The 26177-nt window shown below is 58.5% G+C and carries 18 protein-coding genes; 11 read left to right on the top strand and 7 right to left on the bottom strand.

What is annotated here, in order from left to right:
• Positions 1-177 precede the first annotated feature (177 nt).
• The 7 genes from pknB to H3T90_RS08390 are packed head-to-tail and all read right to left on the bottom strand — an operon-like array spanning position 178 to position 9158.
• Entirely contained in the window at positions 178-2337 is a 2160-nt protein-coding gene (gene pknB / locus H3T90_RS08360; RefSeq protein WP_121913224.1) for a Stk1 family PASTA domain-containing Ser/Thr kinase, read from the bottom strand.
• Positions 2334-3326: a serine/threonine-protein kinase gene (locus H3T90_RS08365; protein ID WP_046322149.1), complete on the bottom strand. Its 993-nt coding sequence runs from the start codon at positions 3324-3326 to the stop codon at positions 2334-2336. The genes pknB and H3T90_RS08365 overlap by 4 nt, the downstream gene beginning before the upstream one ends.
• Entirely contained in the window at positions 3323-4786 is a 1464-nt protein-coding gene (locus H3T90_RS08370) for a peptidoglycan D,D-transpeptidase FtsI family protein (RefSeq protein ID WP_121913223.1), read from the bottom strand. The genes H3T90_RS08365 and H3T90_RS08370 overlap by 4 nt, the downstream gene beginning before the upstream one ends.
• Positions 4783-6324, bottom strand: coding sequence for an FtsW/RodA/SpoVE family cell cycle protein (locus tag H3T90_RS08375; protein ID WP_198191662.1), 1542 nt, complete (start codon positions 6322-6324; stop codon positions 4783-4785). The genes H3T90_RS08370 and H3T90_RS08375 overlap by 4 nt, the downstream gene beginning before the upstream one ends.
• Entirely contained in the window at positions 6321-7895 is a 1575-nt protein-coding gene (locus H3T90_RS08380; RefSeq protein ID WP_198207715.1) for a PP2C family protein-serine/threonine phosphatase, read from the bottom strand. Before H3T90_RS08380 ends, H3T90_RS08375 begins: the two co-directional genes overlap by 4 nt.
• A gap of 6 nt (positions 7896-7901) precedes the next feature.
• Positions 7902-8417, bottom strand: a complete 516-nt coding sequence (locus H3T90_RS08385; RefSeq protein WP_390895326.1) for an FHA domain-containing protein FhaB/FipA — start codon at positions 8415-8417, stop codon at positions 7902-7904.
• A 36-nt stretch (positions 8418-8453) separates the two neighbouring features.
• Positions 8454-9158 (bottom strand): FHA domain-containing protein, encoded by a 705-nt coding sequence (locus H3T90_RS08390; protein WP_015021121.1) that lies wholly within the window; start codon positions 9156-9158, stop codon positions 8454-8456.
• Between the two features lie 230 nt (positions 9159-9388).
• On the opposite strand from H3T90_RS08390, the gene H3T90_RS08395 reads away from it, so the two are divergent.
• The 11 genes from H3T90_RS08395 to H3T90_RS08445 all read left to right on the top strand — a co-directional run bounded on the left by H3T90_RS08395 (position 9389) and on the right by H3T90_RS08445 (position 26144).
• Positions 9389-11803 carry a S9 family peptidase gene (locus tag H3T90_RS08395; protein ID WP_198230223.1) on the top strand — a complete coding sequence of 805 codons (2415 nt, stop codon included), beginning with the start codon at positions 9389-9391 and terminating at the stop codon, positions 11801-11803.
• A gap of 265 nt (positions 11804-12068) precedes the next feature.
• Entirely contained in the window at positions 12069-12374 is a 306-nt protein-coding gene (locus H3T90_RS09130) for a hypothetical protein (RefSeq protein WP_144178607.1), read from the top strand.
• Positions 12375-12428: 54 nt separating this feature from the next.
• Positions 12429-13835 (top strand): chloride channel protein, encoded by a 1407-nt coding sequence (locus H3T90_RS08405; protein ID WP_198230224.1) that lies wholly within the window; start codon positions 12429-12431, stop codon positions 13833-13835.
• A 333-nt stretch (positions 13836-14168) separates the two neighbouring features.
• Positions 14169-16766: a YhgE/Pip domain-containing protein gene (locus H3T90_RS08410; protein WP_121913216.1), complete on the top strand. Its 2598-nt coding sequence runs from the start codon at positions 14169-14171 to the stop codon at positions 16764-16766.
• Positions 16763-19096, top strand: coding sequence for a YhgE/Pip domain-containing protein (locus H3T90_RS08415; protein ID WP_198230225.1), 2334 nt, complete (start codon positions 16763-16765; stop codon positions 19094-19096). Before H3T90_RS08410 ends, H3T90_RS08415 begins: the two co-directional genes overlap by 4 nt.
• 143 nt (positions 19097-19239) lie before the next feature.
• Positions 19240-20352 (top strand): alpha/beta fold hydrolase, encoded by a 1113-nt coding sequence (locus H3T90_RS08420; protein WP_198230226.1) that lies wholly within the window; start codon positions 19240-19242, stop codon positions 20350-20352.
• Positions 20353-20414: 62 nt separating this feature from the next.
• Positions 20415-21086: a YesL family protein gene (locus H3T90_RS08425; RefSeq protein ID WP_198230227.1), complete on the top strand. Its 672-nt coding sequence runs from the start codon at positions 20415-20417 to the stop codon at positions 21084-21086.
• Positions 21087-21372: 286 nt separating this feature from the next.
• Entirely contained in the window at positions 21373-22989 is a 1617-nt protein-coding gene (locus tag H3T90_RS08430; protein WP_198230228.1) for an extracellular solute-binding protein, read from the top strand.
• Positions 22990-23174: 185 nt separating this feature from the next.
• A complete protein-coding gene (locus H3T90_RS08435; RefSeq protein ID WP_232350660.1) occupies positions 23175-24065 on the top strand; it encodes an ABC transporter permease in 891 nt (296 codons plus the stop codon).
• Between the two features lie 45 nt (positions 24066-24110).
• Positions 24111-25061 carry a carbohydrate ABC transporter permease gene (locus H3T90_RS08440; protein WP_121913231.1) on the top strand — a complete coding sequence of 317 codons (951 nt, stop codon included), beginning with the start codon at positions 24111-24113 and terminating at the stop codon, positions 25059-25061.
• Positions 25062-25106: 45 nt separating this feature from the next.
• Positions 25107-26144 carry a LacI family DNA-binding transcriptional regulator gene (locus H3T90_RS08445; protein ID WP_121913210.1) on the top strand — a complete coding sequence of 346 codons (1038 nt, stop codon included), beginning with the start codon at positions 25107-25109 and terminating at the stop codon, positions 26142-26144.
• Positions 26145-26177: the final 33 nt, after the last annotated feature.

The following is a 26177-nucleotide window of genomic DNA, read 5'->3' on the forward strand; positions in this document are numbered from 1 at the left end:
AGCTCTGGTCTGTCAGCAGAAGTCATGACTGATGTTTGTGACCGAAAGTCTCGGTTCTCAGCCTAATGACGCGGACTAATAGCCATCGCTCTAATTCATCCCGTATTCACTCTGCCTGGCTCTTTATGACCCAACTATATGACCCGGCGGCAAGGCTGTGGCCGCCGGGTCATACGATCAGTTGGTGGAGCTGACGGTGGTCACAGTTATGGGGGTGTTGTCGTCCACCTTGCTGCCGGCTCCGGGACTTACAGCGGTCACCTTGTCCGTGTCCTTGCCGACAGAAGTGATTCTGTCGGCGCTGACACCGCTGTTGGTCAGCTTCTGCCGGTAGCTGCCCAAGGTCTCGCCCGGGGCGATGACTGGGACGCTGATAGCCGTGGTCAGGGTGATGGTGTCCTTGGACTTGTCGAAGGAGGCGCCTGAGGTGGGATCCTGGCCGGTGACCACGGCGTTGTCGTTGTTGGGGCCGTTGACCTTGATGTTGACCCCCTGGCCCAGGTTGCGCTTGGCTTCGCCCAGGGTCATGTCGATGTAGTAACCCAGCTTCATGCCGCTGCTGACGGTGACTGTAATCATGGCTCCCTGCTGGATGGAGGATCCGGCAGCCGGGTCGGTGCTGATGACCACGTCCTTGGCCACGGTGTTGGAGGCCTGCTCGTGGATGGTGATGTTGAAGTGCAGACTCTGCAGGGTCTTGGTCGCGTCGTCCTTGCTCTTGCCAGACAGGTCAGGCACCTTGGTCATGCCCGAGGAGATGTAGAGCAGGATGCTGGTTCCTTTGGCCACGCTCTGGCCGGCGGCGGGATCCGTGCGGGTCACATGGTCCTTGGGCACGTCTTGGCTGTCTTCTACCGAGGCGGCGGGAGAGGCCTTGAATCCGGCCTTCTCCAGGGTTCTGCGAGCCTCCTGCTGATTCATGCCCTTGACGTCGGGAATGGCCGTATCCTTGGGTCCGGAGGAGAACCAGACGGTCACTGTGGAGCCTTTGGGAGCCATGCTTCCGCCCTTGGGGCTCTGCTTGGTGAAGGTCCCCTTGGGCTCGGCCGAGTCATGGTCCTCCTTCTCCTGGTAATTGAAGCCTGCGGCGGTGACCTTCTCACGGGCGAGAATTCGCGACATCTGAGCATTGATGGTGGGTACCTCGGCCATCTGATGGCGGTTTCGGCTCATATAGGTCACGCCGAGTCCGGCGGCCACCAGAAGCAAGGCTGCCACGATAGCGGCGATGATGATCTTCTTGCGCCGTTTGGACTTCTGCTGGGCCGCCTTGGTGGCCGTGCGCTCAGCTGTGGCGAGATCGGTGGCAGCGGCCGGATTGAGTGGGTCCTGAACAGGGTTGAAGGCCTGGGTGGCGGCCGTCTCCTCTTCGGTCAGCGGCATGGTGGCCGTTTCGGTGCCCTGCTCGGCATCCTTGCGGGCCTTGACGTTGGCCAGGTCGGTCAGCGGGTTGAAGGCGGCAGCCACCGGGGTCCCGCCATTCATGAAGGCCAGGATGTCGCTCTTGAAGGCGGCGGCCGTGGCGTACCGGTTCTGACGATCCTTGGCCATGGCCTTGGCGCAGATGGAATCCCACATCTTCGGCAGGCCAGGCACGATGGTGCTTGGCGGGGTGGCCACCTCGGTGACATGCTGGTAGGCGATGGCCACGGCCGAATCCCCGTTGAAGGGCGGCCGTCCGGTCAGCATCTCGTAGAGGACGCAGCCGGCCGAGTAGAGGTCGGAACGCATGTCCACGCTCTCGCCGCGGGCCTGTTCGGGGCTCAGGTACTGGGCCGTGCCCACCACGCCCTGGGACTGGGTCATCGTGGCGGCCGAATCGTCCATGGCCCGGGCGATGCCGAAGTCCATGACCTTGACGATGCCCTGCTCCGAGATCATGATGTTGCCGGGCTTGATGTCCCGGTGGATGACCCCCATGTGGTGGGAGTAGTCCAGGGCGCTTAGCATGCCCAGCATGACCTGCTCGCTGTCGCGCTGGCTCAGGGCCCCGTTCTCCTTGAGGATGGACCTCAGGGTCTGCCCCTTGACGTACTCCATGACCAGGTAGGGCACCCGCTCATGGTTGCCCTGGTCGTCGGTCAGTATCTCCTCGCCCGAGTCGTAGATGGAGACGATGTTGGGGTTGTTGAGCAGGGCGACCGAGTGAGCTTCCCGCCGGAACCGCGATAGGAAGACCTCGTCGTTGGCCAGATCGGACCGCATGATCTTGACCGCGACCGTCCTTCCCAGACGCGTGTCCACAGCCTTGTGGACCTCGGCCATGCCACCGCGTCCGATCAGCTGTCCCAGACGGTAACGTCCGTCCGCTAGGGACGGCGGCAGTGTGATGCTCATAGGGTATCCCCTCCGTTCGTCGCTTCAAGGCCGCGCTGTGCGCTTCCTTCTCCATAGTGCCCCCAGAAGGGCCTGAAGATGTCTTTTGCCGCGTGTGGCCTGCTCACAATGCGTCGAGGCATGGGTGCGCGCGGGTCGATGACCTCCGTCTCGCCCAGCTGCTGGTCCAGCAGCCGCTGCTCGATCCTGGCCAGCGTGTGCGAGACCACCAGGGCATTCGCCGGGCGGTCTCGCGGGTCCTTGGCCAGCATGGACATGACGAAGTTCATGAGTTGGTTGTCCACTGAGTCGGGCAGTGGCGGCACAGGGTCGTTGACGTGTGCTGCGGCGATGTCCACCGGGGTGGCGCCGGTGAAGGGCCGGTGCCCGCAGAGCCCCTCGTAGGCCACCACACCCAGGGAGTAGATGTCGGACTGGGGGGTGGCCTGGAGGCCCTGGGCCTGCTCGGGCGAGATGTACTGGGCTGTGCCCACCACCATGCCGTCCTGGGTGATCTGCCCCTGGTTGGTGGAGTAGGAGACCCCGAAATCGGTGATCTTGACCTCGCCGGTGTCGGAGACCATGATGTTGGCCGGCTTGACGTCCCGGTGGATGACCCCGTGGGAGTGGGCCACGTAGAGCCCTCGGGCCGTCTGTATCAGGATGGGCAGCAGCTCGATGGGGTCCAGGGCGCCCCGGTCCCGATAGATGTCTGCCAGGGATTGGCTGGGCACGTATTCCATGATCAGAAATCCGATGCCGTCGTGCTCGTAGTACTCGAAGAGGGCGGCGATGTTGGGGTGGGCCAGGTTGGCGGAATTGTGCGCCTCGGCCCGCAGCCGCAGCAGCTTGGACTCCTCGTTGGTCAGATCCTCGCGCAGGGCCTTGATGGCCACAACTCGTCCCAGTTCGATGTCATAGCCCTTCCAGACTTCGCCCATGCCCCCTTGGGCCAGGCGACGGTCCAGACGGTACCGTCTATGGATGAGCTGTCCTTGTACCAGTTTCACTTGGCAGCCTCCTGCATGATGCGTTTCATAATCGGTCCGGCAATGTCTATGCCATAGGAGGAGATTCCATGCACCACGACGGCTACGGCTACCTTGGGTTTGTCGGCCGGAGCGAATCCTACCATCCACCCGTCATTTGCCGTATTGCCCGTGCCGATCTGAGCTGTGCCGGACTTGGAGGCCACCTGCACTCCTGGAATCTCAAGCTCCGGGTAGCTCTTGGTGGTTACTGCCTCCATCATGGTGGTCAGGGCCTTGGCGGTGTCCGATGAGAAGGCCTGTGAGTAGACCGAGGGCGTTGTCTCACTGATGACGCTGAGGTCGCTTGAGCGCACCCGGTCCACCAGGGTCGGTTGCATGAGCTTGCCGCCGTTGGCCACGGCGGCGACCGTCATGGCAGCCTGGAGTGGGGTGGATAGGGTGTCTCCCTGGCCGATGGAAGCCAGGGCGATCCGGTCCTGGGACTGGTCCTCGGGGAATTTGGAGGCCACGGCCTTCATGGGCCGTCCTGTGGAGGTGGTCCCGTCCAGGGTGATGGTGGAGCCGTAGCCGAACTTGCGTGCCTGCGCTGCCAGCGTCTTGCCGCCCAGGGCGACCCCTAGCTGGGAGAAGGCCGTGTTGGATGAGTAGGCCAGGGCATTCTCCAGGCTGATCTTCCCGTTGACCCCGCCGGCCGCTGTAGTGGTGTTGGTCAGATTGTAGTTGGTGCCGGGCAATGTGTATGAGGCCCCGGCCGGCAGTTGGCTATCGGGGTGATACTGGCCGGACTCCAGGGCGGCGGCGGCCACAACCACCTTGAAGGTGGACCCGGGCGGATACAGCTGCGAGGTGGCCCGGTTGAGCATGGGGTTGTCGGAACGGGAGGCCAGCTTCTGGTAGGCCTGGGAGGCATCGCCGCTGTCGTGGGCGGTCAGGTCTTCGGGGTTGTAGCTCGGTGTGCTGACCATGGTCAGGATGCGGCCTGTGGAGGGCTCGATGGCCACCACCGAACCGGACAAGTTGCCCAGCATGGCGTAGGCGGCCTCCTGCATCTTGGGATTGATGGAGGTCTCGATGGAGGCGCCCTTGTTCTGGGTGCCGGTGAAGAGGGACTTGACCCGGTCCATCCACAGGCTGTCCGACTGCCCGCTCAGCAGACGGTCGCGCGAGGCCTCGATTCCTCGGTCTGCCGGGCTGGTGATGGAGTAGTAGCCGGTGATGGGCGAGTAGACGGGCCCCTTGTGGTAGTGCCGCTGGTACTGGAAGGAGTCGTTGATGGGGTCGGACTGGGCCATGACGGCGCCGTCCGAGGTCAGGATGGCCCCCCTGGGTGCCGCATACTCGTGGTACAGGGCACGCAGATTGCGGGGGTCCGAGTTAAGGCTCTCCGCCCGGATCACCATGATGATGGAGCTGGAAAGCCCCAGGATGACGAAGAGGACGATGACGGCGTTGAAGAGTTGACGCAAGGCCTTGTTCACTGTCCACCTCCTCGGACCTGACGGACGGGGATGCGGCCGGTGGCTGGCAGGTCGGTCTCCTCGTCCTGGTCGGTCTGCTCGATCGGCCCGGCATGACGATCATGGGACTCTTGGTCGTCAGAATCTGAGTCGGGGTCCGAGTCGTCCTGGCTGTTGCGCTTGCTGGTCTCCTGCTGGCGCAGGACGGCCAGAGCCTCGTACTTGAAGGTGTCCGAGCTGACCTCCGGCGCAGGCTTGTTGGCCGCGTTGGAGATGATGATCAACAGGACGGCCAGGATGCAGTTGGCCACCAGACTGGAGCCGCCCGCCGCCATGTAGGGCATGGTCAGTCCGGTCAGGGGGATGACCAGGGTGATGCCGCCCACCACAGTGAAGACCTGGAAGGCCATGGTGAAGACCAGGCCGGAGGCCAGGAGCTTGCCGAAGCCATCCTTGATCTTCATGGCCGTGATCATGCCCGAGGCCACGATGACCAGGTAGAGGGCCAGGACCACCAGCAGGCCGCTCAGTCCCAGCTCCTCGCCCACCGATGTGTAGATGAAGTCGGAGTTGGCCAGGGGGGTGATCCAGGGGCGTCCCTGGCCCAGGCCGGTGCCTGTCAGCCCGCCGGCGGCCAGGCCGAAGATGCCGCGCACCAGCTGGCCGGACCCACCGAAGGCCTTGCTAAATTCAGCATCGCTGAAGGGGTGCAGCCAGGCGTCCACACGGGCACCCACATGGGCGAAGATCATGGAGGCGGCCACAGCCCCGATGACGAAGAAGACCGCGCCTATGGCGATCCAGCTGGTGCGGCCGGTAGCCACATAAAGCATGGAGACGAACATGGCGAAGTACATCAGCGAGGTGCCCAGATCATGCTGGATGACCAGGACGGCCAGCGAAATAAGCCAGACGATGATAATGGGGCCAAAGTCCTTGATTCGGGGCAGCCGCATGCCCAGGAACTTCTTGCCGCCCACGGCTAGCTGGTCTCGGTGGTCGAACAGGTAGGCGGCGAAGAAGAAGGCCAGGAAGAGCTTGGCGAATTCGCCGGGCTGCAGGGTGTGAGACCCTATGCCTATCCAGATGCGGGCGCCGCCGATCTCGCGGCCGATGCCAGGAAGCATGGGCGATAGGAGCAGGACCAGGCCCACCACCATACTCACATAGGAGAAGCGGCGCAGCAGCCTATAGTCCCTGAGCAGCACCACCAGCAGCCCGCACAGGACCAGGGCCAGACACAGCCAGATCAGCTGGGTGAAGCCCACTCGTGTAGGCTGGCCAATCCGGGCGTTGCGCAGATCTATGCGGGTGATCAGGGTTATGCCCAGGGAGCTCAGGATGACAATGCTGGGCAGGATGGCCTGGCTACCGTAAGGCTGAAAAATCTCCAGCAGGACCCAGAGGGCGATGAAGAGGGCGGCGGTGACCGCCAGCAGGGCTGCGTAGTCACCGGGGAAGCGGCCCGCCGCACGGGCGAACATCTGGAAGAATCCGATGAACCCCACCAGCAGGGAGAAGAGCAGAAGGCCTATGCGGCGCAGACGGGTGATGATCATGATTGCTGCCGCCCGCTCTGGTCGGTTTTCGACGGTGAGGGCGAGGCTGAGGGGGAAGTCGTCGCCTGGCCGGATTCGTCCTTGGCTTCCTTGGCCTGCTCACGTTTGAGGTCGCCGGCCTCCTTCCGGATCAGACGGGCGTGCTCCTTGGCGTCATCCATGCTGGAGACGGTGATGCCCTCTTCCAGTTGGTCACGCCAGGACTGGGGAAGCCCCTTGACGGCGATGTCCGTGGTCTGCACTGGGTGGGACAGCGAGAGGGTGAAGGCCTTGGTGGGCACGCCCTGGTAGATGACCACACGGCCCTGGTCCGTGCCCAGGTAGTACTGTTCCTGGCTCCAACGATAGGCAGCCGCCGTGCCTCCGGCCAGGGCAAGGATCACCAGGGTGATGATGCCGGCCAGGATCAGCCGAATCCGCCGATGCCGGGCGCGCTGGCGTTTGCGCTGCTCCAGGTGCTCCTTGTGGATGGCGTCGGCCACATCTGGATCGTAGGGATCGGCAGAGTCTGAGCCGTCCTTCTTGTGGACGATGGGGATCTCGCTGGTGTCGGGCACATGCCGTTCGCCGCTCTCCTCGCGGGCAGCCGAGGGCTGGGCGGTGCGGCCGTCGCCATCCTCGTCCTCCTGCTTGTCGGCGTCCCGGTCCTGGGCCAGGTCGGCGGCCCGCTTGGCGGGGGACTCCCGGGACTCGTCACGCAGGCGCGGTGCGGCCGCTACGGGCTCATCCAGGATGTCGGCCAGGGCCTCCAGGTTGGAGCTGGCTGCGCCACCGACCAGAGGAGTCTGATGGGGCAGGTCGAAGGCATCGGCGTCCAGGGCCAGCGTGGCATCGGCGATGACCACGGTCACGTTGTCGGTGCTTCCGGCCTTCAGGGCGAAGGTGACCAGCTGCTGGGCGCACTCCGCCTGGTCCGAGACCGAGGACAGCACTTCGGCGATGGTCGAGTCCTCCAGAACGCCGCAGAGACCATCCGAGCAGATCATCCAGCGGTCTGCTGGAAGGGCCTTGGAAATGGAGATGTCCGGGCGGGGGTCGATGTCGAAGTCCCCCAGGACCCGCATGACCACGTTGCGCTGAGGATGGTTGCGGGCCTCGGCCGGGGAGATGCGGCCGGTGTCGATCAGGTGCTGCACGTAGGAGTGGTCCTGGGTCATCCGGATCAGCTTGCCCTCCCGCAGGAGGTAACCCCGGGAGTCCCCGATATGGGCCAGCACCCAGGAGTCGTTGGCCAGAGCCAGGGCCGTGACCGTGGTGCCCATGCCTGACAGCCGGTGTTCGCGCTTGGCCTTGCCCACGATGGCGTCATGGGCCGCGATGACCGAGGTCTCCATCATCCGAGCCAGGGACTGCACGTCCTGTTCCCGGTCGTCGCGTTCGATGTGGGCCAGGGATCGGATGGCTATGGTCGAGGCCGTATCCCCGCCTGCGTGGCCGCCCATGCCGTCGCACATGGCCACCAGGCGCTCGCCGGCGAAGGCCGAATCCTGGTTGTTGCTGCGCACGTACCCCACGTCTGAAACCGCCGTGGAGTAGAGGAACAGCTTTTGGCTCGCATCGTTCCTGGTCATGGGCGGCTACCTCAACTCAAAGGTGGTGGCTCCGATGCGTACAGGAACCTCCGCCGGTAGGATTGTCGGAGCTGTGATTCTCTGCCCCGAGACGACGGTGCCATTGGTGGACCCAAGATCCTCGATGGCCCATCGGCCTGATGCAGGATCCTGGTAGACCCGCGCATGATGGCCGGAGACGAACTCGTCGTCCAGCACCAAGGTGTTCGAGGAGGAGCGGCCCAGGGTGATGGGACGCCCGGACAGCGGCGTGGAGGAGCCGGCCAGAGGTCCGTCGATGACCACCAGCAGGGAGGGTTCGTTGTTCGCGTGCTCTGTCTTGCTGACTGGGGCGATAGGCACGGATCTGGCGGCCGCCGGCAGCTTGCGCTGGGCTGCGCGTTCACTGCGTCGACGGGTATGGGAAGTCTTGGGGCTGAAGGTCTCGATGTCTTTGCGGAGTGAACGGACGGCCAGCCAGACGAATACCCATAGCAGAGCCAGGAATCCGTATTTGAGGATGGCGAATGTCAGTTCAGTCAGCATAATGATTCGACCTTACTTCAAGGTCTGGGCGACTTACGAATCCTGTTCCTGCGACGATGCCCAGTAGAGGATGCGGGTACGGCCGATGGTGATGGTATTGCCGTCCAGCAGGGTGGCCGCGGGAACCTGATGTCCCTCTACATAGGTGCCGTTGGTGGACCCCAGATCGCGGGCTACCACGCCCTTGTCGGTGATCTCGATCTGGAGATGTCGGCGGGAGATGCCTGCGTCGTCGATGACGATGTCGCAGGAGGATCCACGGCCGATGGTGGTGATGGGGGCGGTCAGCAGGTACTGGCGGCCGTTGATCTCCAGAACCGGGCAGTCCTTGGACTCTTCGGGAGTGGTAACGGGCGCCGCGTTGCCCTGAACCGACTCGGCAGACAGGTGGAAGTCACCCTTGTTCAGGTTGAGGTCCTCTTCGAATATGACCACGACCGGACCGACGAAGGCATAGTGCTGGCTTTCGGCGTACTTGGTCAGATTGTCTGCCAGCTCGTTGGCCAGAGCCTCCGAACCCCACTGCTCGATGCGGTCGAAGTCCGGGGTGGATAGTCTGAATCGATACTCGTTGGGCGCCACGGTGCGGTCGCGACCAACGGGCATGGCCTGTGAGTCTATCTCACGCTCGAGGGCGCTCGACAGGTCGACGGGCTGCAGGTCCTTGGAGCCGAACTTCGAGAAGACACCGTTAACGGCGCCTTCCACGCTCTTCTCGAAACGATCGAGAACGCTCATAGTCATCCCTTTCCATATAACCCTTTCATAGTACGTGACCCTGCCGGAAGGGGGTAATGAGTGGTCGGATGCTTGCAATTTCTCCAATGAACGGGTTCGAACGGACCGCGACCGTCAGGATGAGACATCGGTATTGAGGCTGATCGAATTCCCCTTTGGCGCTTGGGCGCTTATCATCGTGGCAGACGCATGGTCATGGGGATCATGTCAGAGATATTCGAGGAGCGAGCATGGCCGAAGAGGTGGATCGGGCGATGGAGGCATATCCGCGGGCCAAGGCCCGGACCCTGCGGTTTACGTTGGGTGCGCCGCGGTCGGCCCTGGCGGTGGGAGACGGTTCACGCGCCGTCTTCCTGCGCTCCGACGGGCCTGAGGACCTGGTGACCGGGCTCTGGCTGTCCGTCTTTGACCAGGAAGGCCGACACCATGAGGTGCTCTTGGCTGATCCCAGGGCTCTGCTGGAGGATGCGGACCAGGAAGAGGTGCCAGCCGCCGAGCTGGCCCGCAGGGAGCGCTCGCGAGAAGGCGGCGAGGGCATTGTCGATTACAGCGTGGATGCTGCCGGGGATCGGGTGGTCTTTGCCCTGGGTGGTCGGCTCTGGCTTTCGCTGATAGCCCCTGATGGTCTCACCGCCTCCACACGGGCTCTGAGCTTGGAAGACAGTGATTCGGCTGTGCTTAATCCCGCCATCAGCCCGGACGGCACCATGGTGGCCTATACGACTGGCGACCGGCTAATGGTGGTCACCATCGGGCAGGGTGCCGAGCAGGATCATGAACGGGCTGTCCTGGCCCTGCGCCCCGGCACTGATGATCGGATGCAGCTGGGGCTGGCCGAGTTCGTGGCCGGCGAGGAGATGGATCGCTACCAGGGGTTCTGGTGGTCGCCGGATTCCCGGGCTCTGCTGGTCGAACACACTGATTCCTCCGATGAGCCGATCTGGTACATCAGCGATCCGGCCAATCCCCAGGTCGGGCCGCGCGCCCGGCGGTATCCCCAGGCTCTGACTGCCAACGCACGTGTTGGGCTGAGCCTGGTCCTCCTGGGCCAGGATGACACCGACCCCTGGGTGGGCGAGGTGGACTGGGACCATCAGGCCTTCGAGTACATGGCCGTGGTCCGCTGGCAGGATGGGCATCGGCCCCTGCTGCTGGTTCAGAACCGCCGACAGACCGAGGACAGGATCCTGGATGTGCAGGTGCCGGATGCCCGTCAGGATTTGGAGCCGGGGCGGAATATGACCCTACTTGATCCCGAGGCGGCACCCAAGGTGTCCACCATGGTGCTGCAGGAGCATAGCAACGATCAGTGGATCGACCTGGTGCCCGGATTGCCGGCATACCGGCCCCAGGGCGGGCTGGTGGATGCCTTCATCGACACAGAAGCCGACACCACGCGGCTGCGCCTTGACGGAAAGGTCTTTTCCCCAGCGGGTTGCCAGATTCGGCAGGTGCTGTCTGTGGAGGACCGCGATGTGCTGGCGGTGGTCTCCACTGACCCCCGCAGTTTCGATTTGATGCGCCTGAGCTATGACGGCTCCATCCATGTGCTCAACCGTCTGCCTGGAGTGTGGTCCGCCTCACGAGCCGGCCATGGCATCGTGGTCAGCGGCCGGACCATGGCTTCGGCGCAAGGACAGGTGCGGCACTGCTATCTGGGGGCTGATGGGGATCTGGACCGCCTGGGTGCTGAAGGGCTGGGCCTGGTGGGCGAAGCTCGCCCTGACAGCAGCGCTAGGCAGACTGGCGAACCTGTACGGCCGGAGCATCAGGATCGTCCTGATCGTCGGGCCGTGGATACAGGTCATATCAATAGCCAGGGGGCTATGAGCGCTGTACTGGCCGACACCAGCAGCGATCCCGGGTTCACCCCCAACGTGGACTTCGTGCGCATGGGGCAGCACGAGCTGTTCGCAGCCATCGTCAGGCCCTCTGAATCCAGCCCCTACGCCAGCGCCGACAGCCTGCCCGTCCTGCTCAAGCCCTACGGCGGGCCAGGTGCCCAGCAGGTGGTCTTTAACCAGTCCTACTACTGGGAGTCCCAGTGGTGGGCCGATCAGGGCTTCCTGGTCCTGACCGCCGACGGCCGGGGAACGCCTGGTCGTGGTCCTGCCTGGGATCGGGCCATCTTCGAGGACATGGCTCAGGTGACCCTGGATGACCAGCTTGAGGCTTTGGAGGCCCTGCCGGACTTCGCCCCCGAGGCCGACCTGGGGCATGTGGCCATGATCGGCTGGTCCTATGGCGGCTTCCTGTCGGCCCTATCGGTTCTGCGGGCTCCCGACCGGATCCATGCGGCCTGTGCGGGTGCCCCGCCCACGGACTGGACTCTTTACGACACCCATTACACCGAGCGCTATCTAGGTCTGGACCCGGCCGTCTACCGCCGCAACGGGATCATTGATGACGCCCCCTCGCTGCGTCGCCCGCTGATGCTGATCCACGGGTTCGCGGACGACAATGTCTCCGTGGCCAACACCCTGAGGCTCTCCAACGCTCTGATGGCGGCTGGACGCCCCCATACGGTTCTGCCGCTGACTGGCATCACCCACATGACCAACGACCCCACAGTCTCCAGCAACCTGTTGACCCTCCAGCGGGACTTCCTTTACCGGGCCCTAGGGGTGCAGCCAGTCCAGGCTTGATCCGGGCTGACATTCAACGGAAACCAACTAGATGGATATTGATGACTTCTGCTGCTAGTCGCGTAAGGCTAGTGCGAAGATCATGCTGGGTGTCGGCATAAGGACCAGGGGAATGAAGGAGGCCCTGGAGGAGCTGGAGTATCTCAACGGGTAAGTAGGTACAGCCCTGGTTTATCGCTAGGTAGACAATGGGATTGCAGAGCCTATGGGCGTATCCATATGGTGTATCAGCTATGAGATGGATGGCCCTTGGCAGGTGTGCCGTATGAGTCCAGAAGAATATGCGTCAGCAGCGGACTGGACAGCCCAAACTATGAAACTGGCCGAACCTGGTCTCGAACTCGTGATCCGCGGCTCATCCAGTGCCTGCGTGCCTACCTTTGGTAAGTGGGAGAGTACGGTTCTGACCAAGGCCTATGAAAATGTGGACTCCGTCTTCTGTCATGCCTACTGCTATGAGCGTGGCGTTGCCAGCCAGCAGGAGGCGGATCTAAAAGTCCATCAGAGCCTAGGTACCAAACCTTGGCCGAAAGCCTCTCCACTCCTGGCTTATCGCCCATGGGTTCCATAACTCTAGCGGCCCTACAGCCCCTGGGTCTGGGTATCCGCTAGATTAAGCACTGTGATGAGTGAGCAGGATACAGAGGAGCATGCAGACCGACAAGGCCTGGGGCAGGTCGGCAGCCCGGGTGCGGCTCCAGTACGGCTGACAGGATCAGTCAGACGACTGCTGGGTCTGGCCATCTCAGTTCTGGTGCTGGGCCTGGGAGTAGGGCTGTCCTCAGGTCTGCTCTCCCTCTTTTTTGCGGGATCAGAAAAGCTCATGTTGGGCTTTGTGGAAGCCCCCCATCAGGCCGGGGCCTTCCAGACCCCTGCCTTGCGCCGGTTCATATCGGTCAGTCTGGCCGGTCTGGTCACCGCCATCCTCTGGTGGCTGCTGCGCAACCGTACCCGTCCGGTTCCCTCTGTCAAAAAGGCTGTGAGGGGAGCCGATATGCCTGCCTGGCAGACTGCGACCCATGTGCTCTTACAGATTTTTCTCGTAGCTTCGGGCGGCTCTATCGGTCGTGAGGTGGCCCCCCGGGAGGCCGGGGCCATGCTAGCCACTTACTGGACACGCCTTCTGGGCCGCCTAGGCCTGCGGAAGGCAGACCGGACCATGCTGGTTGCAGCTGCCGCCGGCGCCGGGTTTGCCGGTATCTACATTGCCCCCCTGACCGGCGCCTTCTTCGGTATCGAGGTCCTCCTAGGCCAGGTCAGCATCACGGTGGTCATGGTCAACTTGGGTATGTCGGCCCTGGCTACCCTAGTAGGAGGGGTCATTAAGGGCTTCGGCACCTATTATGCCCTCCCTAACCAGGCTTTTTCTCCCTGGATGATGGGCCTCTGCCTGCTCATAGGTCCCCTGATGGGGCTAGTGGGAACCGGCTTCCGCAGGCTGACCAGCTGGGCCGAACAGCACCAGAGCACGGGCAATCCTATTCTCTTCCAGCTGCCCGTCGCCTGTATCCTCACCGGCCTGGTTGCCATCTGGATGCCACAGGTCATGGGCAATGGTCGTTCCATGGCCCAAACCGCCATGAACCAGACTTTGCAGGGCATAACGGACGCTCATGCCTTGGTCATGGCCCTGGGGACCCTCTGCCTCTTCGCCTTGGTCAAGGCCGTATTCACCGTGGCCACCATCCGTTCTGGTGCCTCTGGCGGCACCCTGACTCCCTCGATAGCCATCGGGGCCAGTCTCGGGGCCGGGGTGGGCCTGGTGGGTGCCTGGTTTCTACCGGCAGTGCCGGTCTGGCAGTGTGCCCTGATCGGGGCTACTGCCCTCCTGGCAGCCTCTCAGCAGGCCCCCCTGATGGCCTTGGCCATGCTGATGGAGGTCAGTCACCTTCCCATTACCGCCATCATGCCCCTGGGCTTTGCTGTAGCTCTCTCCATTTTGGTTTCACAGGTGCTGTTGAGCCTGAGCCAGAAAGCCGGACATGAGCTAGCGGCCGCACCATGCAACCATACGGTCGGGGGAACAGGCTGACAGGCCATAGGTACCAGGAGTAGGGGATGTTCTTGTCTAAGCTAGGGGGAGGAGCCCTCCCGATGATGCAGGTGCGGGTCGGTCCCTCTGGGAGGGGGCAACTTCACGACCAGCTGACTGGATTCGCTGGTAAGAGAAGATGGCTATACTCAGGCGAGGCATTGGCGGGCAGCTATTTTTGGTCTGTCTCTAGGCAGTCCCAGCTTCAGTCACTGTCGTAGACATACGATAATCGATACTGTAAGGAAGTAAAGGTCCTGTCACTGGTAGGGCCAAATAAGGTAGGGCCTCATCTGTCAGGGTCATACAGGTACCCAGGAGGTGGAGTAGGTCGTGAAAGTTGTCTTACAGATCTTTTCACGGGATCTCCTGCGCCTACTGCGCAACCCAGTGGCCTTAGTGGTCACTATTGGGGTAGCTGTTCTGCCCTCACTCTATGCCTGGTTCAATGTCATTGCTCTCTGGGACCCCTATGCCAACACAGGCAATATTCCCGTGGCTATAGTCAACCTAGACCGGGGGGCTGATTCTCATCTCACCGGTAGGATCAATGCTGGCAGGGAGGTCACTGACGAGTTGCGCAAGAACACCAGCTTAGGCTGGAAATTCATAGATGATCAGCAAGTGGCCATTGATCAGGTTCATGCAGGTGAATCGTACGCAGCTATCATTATTCCCCAACACTTTAGTCAGGACTTAATCGGGGTTATCAACGGGTCTCATACCAAACCAAAACTGAATTACTACGTCAACGAGAAGAAAAATGCCCTGGTACCTAAGGTCACTGATACTGGAGCTTCTACGATTGATGAGCAGATCAATTCCACCTTTATATCCACGGTCAGTGACACCTTAGCAAATAAGGTGCTGACCAAATATCATGATGCCAAAGGTTCAGCTGATCAAACCCGGCAGTCTGTAGTGGATGACCTGGGTAAGACCATGGATGATGTCCAAGAGATATCAGATTCCCTGGGACGAATTCAGAACACAGTAGGCCAGGCTAAGCAAACGGTGGCTGAGTCCCAAAAGACCCTGGACTCCCTCAATAAGCAGATCAGTTCGGTTCAGAAGGCCCTGTCTGAGACAGATGCCAATTTGGGCACTGTGCGTACAGGATCCCTAGAATTTTCTACTGCCCTCAATCAGGCCCTGTCAGATGGGTCCATGAAGTTGGCGGGTACAGCCAGTGATGTAAGTCAGGCTGCTGGAACCTTGCAGGATGGCTTTAATACGACCCAGGATAAGGTAGATCAGGTTACCTCCAGCCTGGGCCAGATTGTAGACGACAGCGGGAAGGCTATTGACCGCCTGCAAAACGGCTTAAATCAGTCTGGTCTTCAGCCGGGAGACCCCTCGTATGACAGTATTCAGGAACAGCTCAATAAGCTGAAATCCGCGCATGACAACCAAAAAAAGGCCTTGGACGGTTTTACTAAGAATTCGACGCAAATCCTACAAGCAGGCAAGCAGGCAACGAAGGATCTCAGTGGTGCTATTACCGGTTCTGCCCAGGCTGGACTAGGCAGGCTAAACCAGACCAGTAGCGCTCTGACTGGCACACTCATGCCCAACCTGATCACCGGCATAGATGGTCTTTCCACGATGACAGGTACCTTGCAGGGGACCCTCAATGGTCTGACGACCACAGTCTCCCAGTCCAAGAGCCTCCTCGACCAACTTGACAGCACCCTGGACCGGGCTGACTCTACACTTGCCACCACAAGTACCTCCCTGGATGGGGTACACACTGATTTGGACAAAGTGCGTACAGATGTGGCTGCCTTGGGTAGCTCCTCCTCCTGGCATAAGTTGGAAGAGACCCTGAACCTGGACTCCGACTCGTTTGGCAGGACTCTGGCATCGCCGGTTGCGCTCACCACACACACGCTCTATCCCATTCGTAATTATGGCTCTTCCCTTTCCCCCTTCTACACCAATTTGGCTCTGTGGGTAGGGGGTTTCATCCTCATCGCTATCTACAAGCTCGAAGTGGACAAGGAGGGGCTGCGTAAATTTAACGCCACCCAGGCCTACCTAGGACGCTGGCTACTCCTGGTCTTCATCGGTTTCTTCCAGGCGGTAATCGCCACAGGCGGTGACTTGATACTGGGCATTCAGTGCGAACACCCTGCCCTCTTCATGTTGACCGGCGTATTCGCTTCCTTTATCTACATCAATATCATTTATGCCTTAGCTGCCACCTTCCGTCATATTGGTAAGGCACTGGCAGTTGTTATGGTTATCTTGCAGATACCAGGCTCAGCCGGTATGTATCCCATAGAAATGATGCCTAGCTTTTTCAGAAATTTGAGCCCCTGGCTCCCATTCACACACAGTATTGATGCCATGAGGGAGACCATCGGAGGCATGTATGGTTCCCGCTACTGGCTGGATATGCTCACGCTCTTCTGGTACCTGCCTGTAGCGCTCTTTATTGGTTTAGTTGTTCGCAGATATATGCTCAGTCTGAATGCCCTCTTCGACCGGAGGCTGGGTGCTACCGATTTGATGTTGACGGAGAAGAACCAGTCGGCCGGTCGGCCGGTCGGCCTAAGCAGCTTGGTCAAGGCATTCCTGGGTACAGGGGGTGAAGGCGACTTCGAGAATGAGTACAAGCTCCTTATTCGACGGCGGGCACATCGTTTCCTGGCAATTTATCCCCGTCTGATCCGCACCGGGTTGGCCCTGGCCCTGCTCCCCCTCCTCTTCCTCATCCTTCTCTTTAGTGTCGAGGCAAAAATTGTTATGCTCACCCTCTGCATCGTCTCTATTGTGCTGATTGACGCATACCTCATCATTGTGGAATACGTCTGTGACAGGTACGTGAGCTTACTGGGAATGACTCAGGTACCAGGTGGGGGACTACGCTCCCTCCTGCGGCCTGGTGGGGCTCAGTTCGAGACTGCTGATAGCGCTGATCACTCATGAAAAACATATGGAAGATCTTCCGCCGGGACGTGCTCGATGCCACCAATAATGTCATCGCTGTCATCGTGCTGATTGGCCTGATCATCGTGCCAGCCCTTTACGCCTGGTTTAACATCGCTGCCAGCTGGGATCCCTACAGTAATGCCAAGTCAATCAAGGTGGCTGTGGTCAATATGGACACCGGATACAAGTCAGATCTGATCCCGGTCAAGATCAATGTGGGGGAAACAGTAGCCAATACCCTCAAGGCCAACGATCAGCTGGATTGGAACTTTGTGGATCGGGAGTCAGCGCTCGATGGGGTTCGGTCAGGGCAGTATTATGCCGCTATCGTTATCCCCAAGGATTTCAGCGCAGACATGATGACCCTCTTTTCGTCCGATATTAAGCATGCCCAGCTGGGGTATTACCTGAATCAAAAGAAGAATGCTATCGCCCCCACCGTAACCGAGAAGGGGGCGGATACGGTGGCAAGCACTATTGACACCACCTTTGTAAAAACTGTCGGTCAGGTAGGTATTGATCTGGCTAGTCAGGTTTTCGCATATTCGCAGAGTCCACAGGCCCAGCAGTATCTCGATACAGCTACAAGTCACCTCAACGAGATGGCCAGTCGCCTGGATACGGCCTCAGCCCAAGTAGTCGCCTACGGTGGGCTTTTAGACTCTTCAGCCCAGTTAGTGGACTCGACAGGTAAGATTATTGGTCAGTCCGGATCATCCATCACGCAGGCCCGCAAGGCCTTGGGGCAGGGTGTCAAGGGAACGAAGAGTGTTGGTAAGGCCCTATCAGGGGCTGCTGATTCAGTGAATACTGCTCTAGACCAAACTGGCTCAGCCTATGACGCTATAGCCAAACAGGTTGACGACGCTTTTAGGAATGTTGGTCTTCAATCAGATGCGGTGGCTAATCAGTTGCAAACCTTGAGCGACCAGGTCTCGAACACTACTGCCGGCTATGACAAGGTCATTCAGAACCTACAGGCTGTCAGAGAATCTGTGGAGTCTAACAATGCTCTGACTCCTGATGCTAAGCAGAAGCTCTTGTCTTCGCTGGACAATGCCATCGCCAACGTGCGTTCAGCGCAAGATGCGCAAAAGGACCTGTCTGACAGACTGGGTGCCGCTTCCCAAAGTGTCAAGGATAATAGTGGTTCCCTCCAGTCCAGTCACCAGGACCTGCAGAAAAGTATCGTTCAGGCCAGGAAGTCAGTGGATAAGGTGTCCAAGGATTATCAGGATACCTTGCGGCCTCAATTGCAGGCCTTAGCTGATTCAGTGGATACCGTTGTCAGCCAAACAGGCGGACTGCTTGACGACTTAGATGACAATAACCAGGGTATCAGCTCCCTGTCCAGTTCAGTTTCTTCAGACCTCAAAGGGGCTCAGGATCATCTGCATCATGTCGCAGACAAACTCAGCCAGGCTTCAGGTAAATTGACGGCTCTGAGCGGTCACCTGGCAGATACGATGCAGAGCGATAAGGGCCAGGAGGCAACGGATGCGCGCAAGCTGCTCAGCGGGGATGCGGAGACCCTGGCCTCCCTACTTACCTCGCCGGTGGCCGTCCAGCGCAAGGCCGTCTTTCCTATTGCCAACTATGGCTCGTCTATGGCCCCCTTCTATTCCACCCTTTCCATCTGGGTGGGGGCCACCATCCTGGCTGCCATGATGACGGTGAGTATCTCCGACAGGAAGAAGGCCCGCGTCCTGGGCCTGGACTCTTTGAAGGCATCCTGGCTGCGGGCTGACGCGCTGGATGAAGAAGGCAAACAACCCTGGGGACCTTTTCGACCTGAATCACCTGGTAATGCCCGACGGTTCGGAATGAAACTCTACCAAGAGTATTTCGGACGGTTCCTGGTCTTCGCCGTCATGGCCATCCTGCAGGGGTGCATGGTCTGCCTGGGTGACCTCTTCTATCTGAAGATCCAGTGTGAACACCCCCTCCTCTTCCTCCTGGTAGGTATCCTGGCTGCCTTTGTCTTTATGAACTTGATTTACACCCTGGTGGTCTCCTTCGGCGACGTGGGGAAGGCCCTGGCCGTGATCCTGCTGGTGATGCAGGTGGCCGGTTCAGGTGGCACGGTCCCCAGGGAGGTCCTGCCAGACTTCTTCCAGGCGGTCTACCCCTTCCTGCCTTTCGTTCACGCGATAGCCGCCATGCAGTCGGCCATTGCCGGCGTCTACGGGATGGAATTCTGGCGCGAGATTGGTGCCATCTGCCTCTTCCTGGTTCCCTCTCTCCTGCTGGGTCTGGTTCTGCGCAACCCTGTTATCCGCTTGAACAGTTGGTTTATGAGGAATATGGAAAGCACGAAGCTCATGTAGCTTGTGAGTGAGTGGAAACACCCCCAAGTCCCCTAGGGTTTGAGTTCTCTAACCCCGTTTTAAGGCTTCTTCGGATAAGTAACAAGTCAGGCAAAAGCCGTGTAAAGCTGATCGGGGAAGCCTGACTCCTATAGGCTAGGACTATGAGCGTGGATTTAATTGATGAGCACGTCTACGAGCAGACCATGAAGAATAAGGTCCTGCCCAGTCTGGCCAGGTGCAGCCATGAGGGTTGGGTGGACTCCTGCCAGCCCGGGGATAAGGACAGTTTTCGTTCAGACATACCCAATGAGGACACGGGTGATCCCCACAAGCGGCTACATTACGTCTGCTATTCTGCGTCAGAATTCCAGGATGCCACCCCAACCCATGTGATGGCCCGCTACCGGGGAGTCATCGTCATCTCCCACGGATTTAGCGAATTTGGCAGGAAGTATGAGGAGCTCACCTGGTACTTCCTTATGGCCGGGTACTCAGTCTGCATCCTCGACCACTGGGGACATGGTCTGTCAGGGCGCGGGGTTGATGACCCCAACCTGGTCTGGGTGGACAACTGGGAGCGCTACGTGGCTGACTTGGCTGGCTTTTGCACCCAGGTGGCCCAGACCTATGCCGGTGAGCACCCGGTCTACCTTTATGCCCACTCCATGGGGGCGGCCATCGGGGCGAGAATGCTGGAGCGTTTCCCTGACATCATTGGCAAGGCTGTGCTCTCCTCACCGATGATTGAGCCAAAGACTGGGCATATGCCCCTGGCGGCACTGGCAGCAGCGGACGCAGCCTGTGCAGTAGGCATGGGTGAGAAGCCAGTGCCGGGTTTCCACCCTTTTGACGCCAACTTGGACATGTCCAAATATAAGCATGGCAGTCTGGCCAGGGTTGAATGGGCCCACCAATTGCGGGTAGGGCAGACCTGGTACCAGACCAGCCAGGTGACCTACCAGTGGATCAAGGAAGCGCTTCAGATGTGCCGTGAGCTCATGCGACCGGACCAGTGTGCTCAGGTGGAGGCTCCCATTCTCCTATTCCAGGCTGAGCCTGACAGGTTCGTCCTACCCAAGGCCCAGGAGAAGTTTGCCGCCCAGGTACGTGACGGTGGCTGTGAGGTCGAGTTGGTCAAGGTGCCTAACAGCATGCATGAGTTATATGAGATGCCCAACGCGGTCCTGGGTCCCTATCTGGACCGGATTTTTAGCTTCTTCGAACAACCTTACGCCCTGCTCAATGATGAGGCCTCCGGGGAGGCGGGCGATTAGTAGGGCCTGGACGACATGACCCACGTCTAGAGTGGGGGCAAGCCAAGAATCTGGGAGTGACGATGCATCGTTTTGCAGTGGGCTACGAGTTCGTATGCAGGATCATCATGATGATCGCGGTGGTTCATCTTGCCTTCCTGACCCATATGCTGCTCGGCCTGGTCCTTGCAGGATTCTTCCCCTCCATTGCTGCCTCCTGCTCGGTCTACAGAACCTGGATCCTGGACCTCCATGACCGCTCTTGGACGGTCAAGCAGACCTGGAAGGCCTTCCACCAGGCCTGGAAGGAGGAATTGGGTCCGGCCAATATCTTCGGCTGGCCACAGTTTCTGGTCTGGGTTCTCCTAATCTGGGAGTACTGGCTGACCATGAGCAACGATATGGGTACGACTGGCCTGGTGGTATCCGGCCTGCTCCTGGTCCTCAACATTGTGTATGGTCTCTTCGTCTGCTTAAGCTGGGTCGTCCGCTCCAATTTTGCTCAGGGTCCTATCTGGGTTGTGAAGACCTCCCTATCCATGGTGATTGCACGCCCCCTCTGCAGCCTCATGCTGGTCCTCCTCCTGCTTATTACCGTCTGGGCCTACTACACCTGGCCCGGTCTCATGGTTGCCTTCGGGCTGGCTGTCCCCATCTTCGCCGATATGATGGCGGTCTATTCCTGGGGCCGGATTCCTGGTATGGATGTCCACGTCCTTGAGCCCAGGGAGTCCAAGAGGCGCAAACAGGGTTAACCCCTGCCTGGTCTGGTGACCTTGGTGGTAGCGAGTAATGATTTTCTGATTCCCGCCCACCATAGGGTCCAGGAGGGGGATACTGCTTGTGCGTTAACTAATTTTATTTTTTCACACACCTGATAAATTCCTAATATCTCAGTATTTTATATCTCTTGTTAACTAGTTACTGCTGAAAGTTGACATAAACTAGTTAACTCTTTTACTATGACCTCGCCAGGAGAAGGATGGGTTGCACAGTCGCCTGATCATCGCTCTTCTGGCATCACCAGTAAAGGAGAGTGTGATGGCACAAAGAGGTGTATGGAAGAGAGTTGTGACTGCCGCTGCCCTATTTGGCATGGTGGTTCCACTGGCTGCCTGTGGTTCTGACAAAGCTGAAAACAGTACCGAGGCTGATGGTAAACCGGTCATAAAAATGATGATCACGCGCTATTCTACCGATACGCCTATGACCAAAATGAAATGGGTTAAGGATGTAGAGGCAGCCTGTGACTGTCATATTCAGTGGGAGGATCTCGCGGATTCTGCTTGGAGTCAGCAGAAGAGCGCCAAATTAGCTTCTGGGGATATAGCGGATGCCTCGATTTTTGCCTTTGACCCAGGGGATGCAGTCAAGTATGACTACTTTGATGATCTGAACGCCAATATGGACAAGATGCCCAATGTACAACGGTTCTTCAAGGACAATACCGTCGCTGAAAAGATGGTGAAAGACAAGGAGGGGCACGTATACGTACTCCCTACAGACCGTGGTAAGAGCTACCGCGTCTCAACGAGCCATTTCATGATTAACAAGAAGTGGCTCGATAAGCTCGGTCTTCAGATGCCTAAAACCTGGGACGAACTGACACAGGTACTTACCGCCTTTAAGACCCAGGATCCCAACGGGAATGGAAAACCTGACGAAATACCCTTCAATATGCGCCGTCTGGACACCGATGGTTTCAAGCTCTGGAACCCCTTTGTCCTGCTCAACTCCACGGGCATTACCACGAGCTTTGCCGGCACCTCGCCTTCCCTACAGGGCTACTATGTCAAGAATGGCAAGGTTGACAGTTTCTTAACGCAACCTGAGTACAAGAAAGTTATTACCTATCTGCACTCACTGATGGAGCAGGGTCTGGTGCCCAAGGATGCCATGACCCGTGACGATGCAGCCACCACGGCGGCCACCACCGGAGACGGGAAGACTGCCCGCTCCGGACTGATCGTCGGCTGGGCAAAGACAGATTTTGAAAAGCTCAAGGATGAATATGTCCCCATGCCGGTGCCTAAGGATAGCGCCGATAGGCCTGACTCTGAAGTTACCTGGGATTACACCCAGGACCTAACCGAATTAAGCAATCACGGTATCGCCGTTTCCAAGAATGCAAAGAACAAGGAGGCTGTCTACAAGGCCATCAACGCCCTCTATAGCCCTAAAATTTCAGTCGCCCAGTACTACGGTGACATTCCTGACTTTGTTGAGGAAAAGGGAGACAAGGTCTACAGGATGAAGGACGGCTGCTATGACGGCAAGATAAAGTGTGCTGCCGTTGCTGACCGGTTTGCAGGATGGATTCCCGACAGTATCAGCGTCGAAAATGACCAAACTGCTGAGGCGCTCCAGGAGGCCGATAAGGCCTATAAGGATACCCTGGCCAACGTCGACCCAGTCAAGGATGTCATGCCTGCCTACGTCCGTATTGACAGTGAGGAAGATCAAACCGCCTTGGGTAACAACAACACCGCTATTCTCAGCTACGCACTGGCACAAACCGCTAAGTGGATCCAAAAGGGCGGGGTCGATGAGGGCTGGGACTCCTATGTCAAAAAGCTTGAAGACCCCAGTCTGGGCCTGAAGCAGAACATCCAAATTTGGCAGAAGTATTACGACCAGTACACCAGTGAAGCCAACTAGGAGAGTTCACTGATCGATTGGGGCCACGAGGCGTTTGCCTCTGGCCCCGGACGGAGGGCAGCCCTCGAGGGTCTGAGATCTGGCCTAGTTGGGATCCTTCCCCGTCGCCATTGAATACATCTTGAGTGAATGGAGTGCTCATGAAAGCGAAGCAGGTGGTGGTTCACGAGAATACACCACACGGGATGCGAGGGATCGTGTGGTCCTTCAAACGGTATTGGCAATTGTGGCTGTTGGCCCTTCCCGCGATCTTCTTCGTCGTCCTGTTTGCCTACGTTCCCATGTGGGGAATCCAGCTGGCCTTTAGGAAGTTTGAGCCCAGTAAGGGTATTACGGGCGGCAAGTGGATGGGGCTGTCCTACTTTAAGCAGTTCTTTGCCTCCCCCATGTTTGGCAACATTATGAGGAACACCATAAGCATCAGCCTGTGGACCCTGGTTATGGGCTTTATAGCCCCTATTATCCTGGCCCTCCTGATCAATCAGATAGCCAGCACCAAGATCAAGGGCCTTGTGCAGACCATCACCTATATGCCTCATTTCATATCCACCGTGGTAATTGTGGCCATGCTCAATATTTTCCTGACGCCAGAAACTGGCCTCCTGGGAAAGTTTCTGGGCGATACCAGCCTTTTGGGAGAGCCACAATGGTTCACCCCCATCTACTGGATTAGCGAGGTCTGGCAGCATTGCGGTTGGAATTGTATTATTTACCTGGCCGCGCTCAGCTCAGTGGATGTTGCCCTTTATGAGGCAGCTAAAATCGACGGCGCCGGCAGGATGCAGCTGATTCGCTACGTTGATATTCCCACCATTTTGCCTACCTGTGGAGTCCTGCTGATCATGAACATGGGGTCAGTTCTCTCTGTCGGTTTCGAAAAGGTCTTCCTCATGCAGAACGCGCTCAATTCCTCGGCCTCAGAGGTCATCTCAACCTATACCTACAAGATAGGTATTTTGGGCAGTCAATTTTCCTACTCCACGGCCATCGGACTCTTTAACACCCTTGTCAACTTCTTCTTCCTGATCCTGGCGAATTACATCTCGAAGAGGGTCTCTGACACCAGTATCTTCTAAGGAAGTCACATGGTACAAAAAGCATCAACACCAGTGCAAGCCCCTATGAACCCTCGTGATGCTAACTTGCTCGCTGCCCGCAACAGTGGGGAGCAGGTTCCCTTCAATAAGAAGGTCCACCAGCAGAGGAGTTTTTCAGATTGGATGGTTGATATCGCTATCTGGGTCGTCCTGATCCTGGTGGTTTTGGCCGTCCTCTACCCCCTCTGGTTTGTTGTCATCGCCTCAGTGTCTGACCCCAAGCTGGTGGCCAGCGGGCAGCTGAGCCTACTCCCCAAAGGGCCGACTTTGAAGGGTTATGAAACTATTTTTCATGATGCCCGCATCTGGCATGGCTACGCCAATACCATCCTCTACTCGGTGGGCGGCACCCTGCTGAATATGGTGGTTACCATCCCTGTGGCCTTTGCTCTCTCTAGGAGGGAGTTTAAGGCCCGTCGCCTGATCATGTTCCTCTTTACCTTTACCATGTTCTTCGGTGGGGGACTGATCCCCAGTTACCTGCTCTATAAGCAGCTGGGCATCCTCAACACGGCCTGGGTCTTTATCCTGCCGGGGGCTGTCAGCGTCTACAATGTCATCATCACGCGATCCTTCTTCGATACCTCCATCCCTGAGGAGCTGCATGATGCTGCACAGATTGACGGCATGAGCTACATCGGATACTTCATACGTATTGTGGTTCCGCTGAGTTCGGCCATTATCGCAGTCATCGCCCTCTACTACTTCGTAGGGCACTGGAATGACTACTTTACCGGTCTGATCTACATTACGGATATGAAGAAGTGGCCCCTGCAAAATGTACTCCAACAGATCCTGCTTGCCAATCAGACCCAGTCGAATATTGCCTCCGTTGGCGCCCAACAGGCACAGGAGGCTGCCGAGCAAATCAAATATGGCATCATTATTGTGTCGACACTGCCTCTGTTGGTCCTCTATCCCTTCTTGCAGAAATACTTCAATAAGGGAGTCATGATAGGGGCCATCAAGGGCTAAAGTCCACCCATAAGAATCGAAGAAAGGGGGAAGATCGTGGTCACGATGCAGGAAATCGGGGACAGCCTCGGTGTTTCCAAAGCAGCTGTATCGTTAGTGCTCAATGGTAAGGACCAGGGCCGAATCCGCCGGGAAACGGCTCAGGCCATCCGGCAGACTGCCCAGGTCATGGGGTACTCCCCCAAGAAAACCAGTTATTCCAGTGAGAAAAAGACGCGGATTCTGGGATTCATCAGTGATCACATTGCCACTTCCCCCTATGCGGGCAGGCTAATTTTTGGTGCCCAGGAGGCTGCGCGACAGCTGGGTTACATCATCGTCGCGGTCAATACGGATGGGGATGACCAGCTGCAGGCCTCTGAAATTTCAGCCCTGAAAAGCTACGGAGTAGATGGTTTCCTCTATGCCTGTGTCTATAACCAGGTGATCCACTTGCCACAGAGTCTGAACGGGGAGCGGGTGGTGATTGTGGACGCCACTGATACCAGCGGCCATGTTCCCTCTATCATTCCTGATGAGCGACATATAGGCAGAACCGCCACCCGTCACCTGATCGATGTTGGGTGCAAACGTATTGCCTTTATTGGTTCATTTGGCCCCATGCAGGCTCAGCGCGGTCGACTGGCTGGTTACTGCAAGGAACTCACCGAGCACGGCATAGCAGTAGACGATAATCTGATCGTAAATGTAGAAATGGGCCAGGATGGGATGGAAAAGGTGGCCCGCTTGGTAGACCAATATCAGCCCGATGGCTTTTTCTGTTTCAACGATGCCCGAGCCTGGTACGTCTATAGCGCAGCCATGCGGCGCGGGCTCAATGTGGGCCAAGACATCTCAGTAGTTGGAGTGGATAATCACCAGGTTGTTGCTGAAATGATGGCCCCCTCGCTCACAACTATCGAATTGCCGCACTATGAGATGGGGTACTGGGCCACCCTGAAACTCATTTCACTGATTGAGCGGCGCCGGTTAGATGATCTCAAGCTCTTGCCCACTAATGCGCCCATTCCCTCGCTTGATCGCATTCACGCCCAGGTCAAGTGTGTGCTGATTGAGAAGGAATCAGTGGTGGGGCATTCATGATTAGTCTCCCCCCCCCCCCCCCTAGATAGATTC

It is taken from the genome of Bifidobacterium polysaccharolyticum (assembly GCF_016101585.1).
Classification (GTDB): domain Bacteria; phylum Actinomycetota; class Actinomycetes; order Actinomycetales; family Bifidobacteriaceae; genus Bombiscardovia; species Bombiscardovia polysaccharolytica.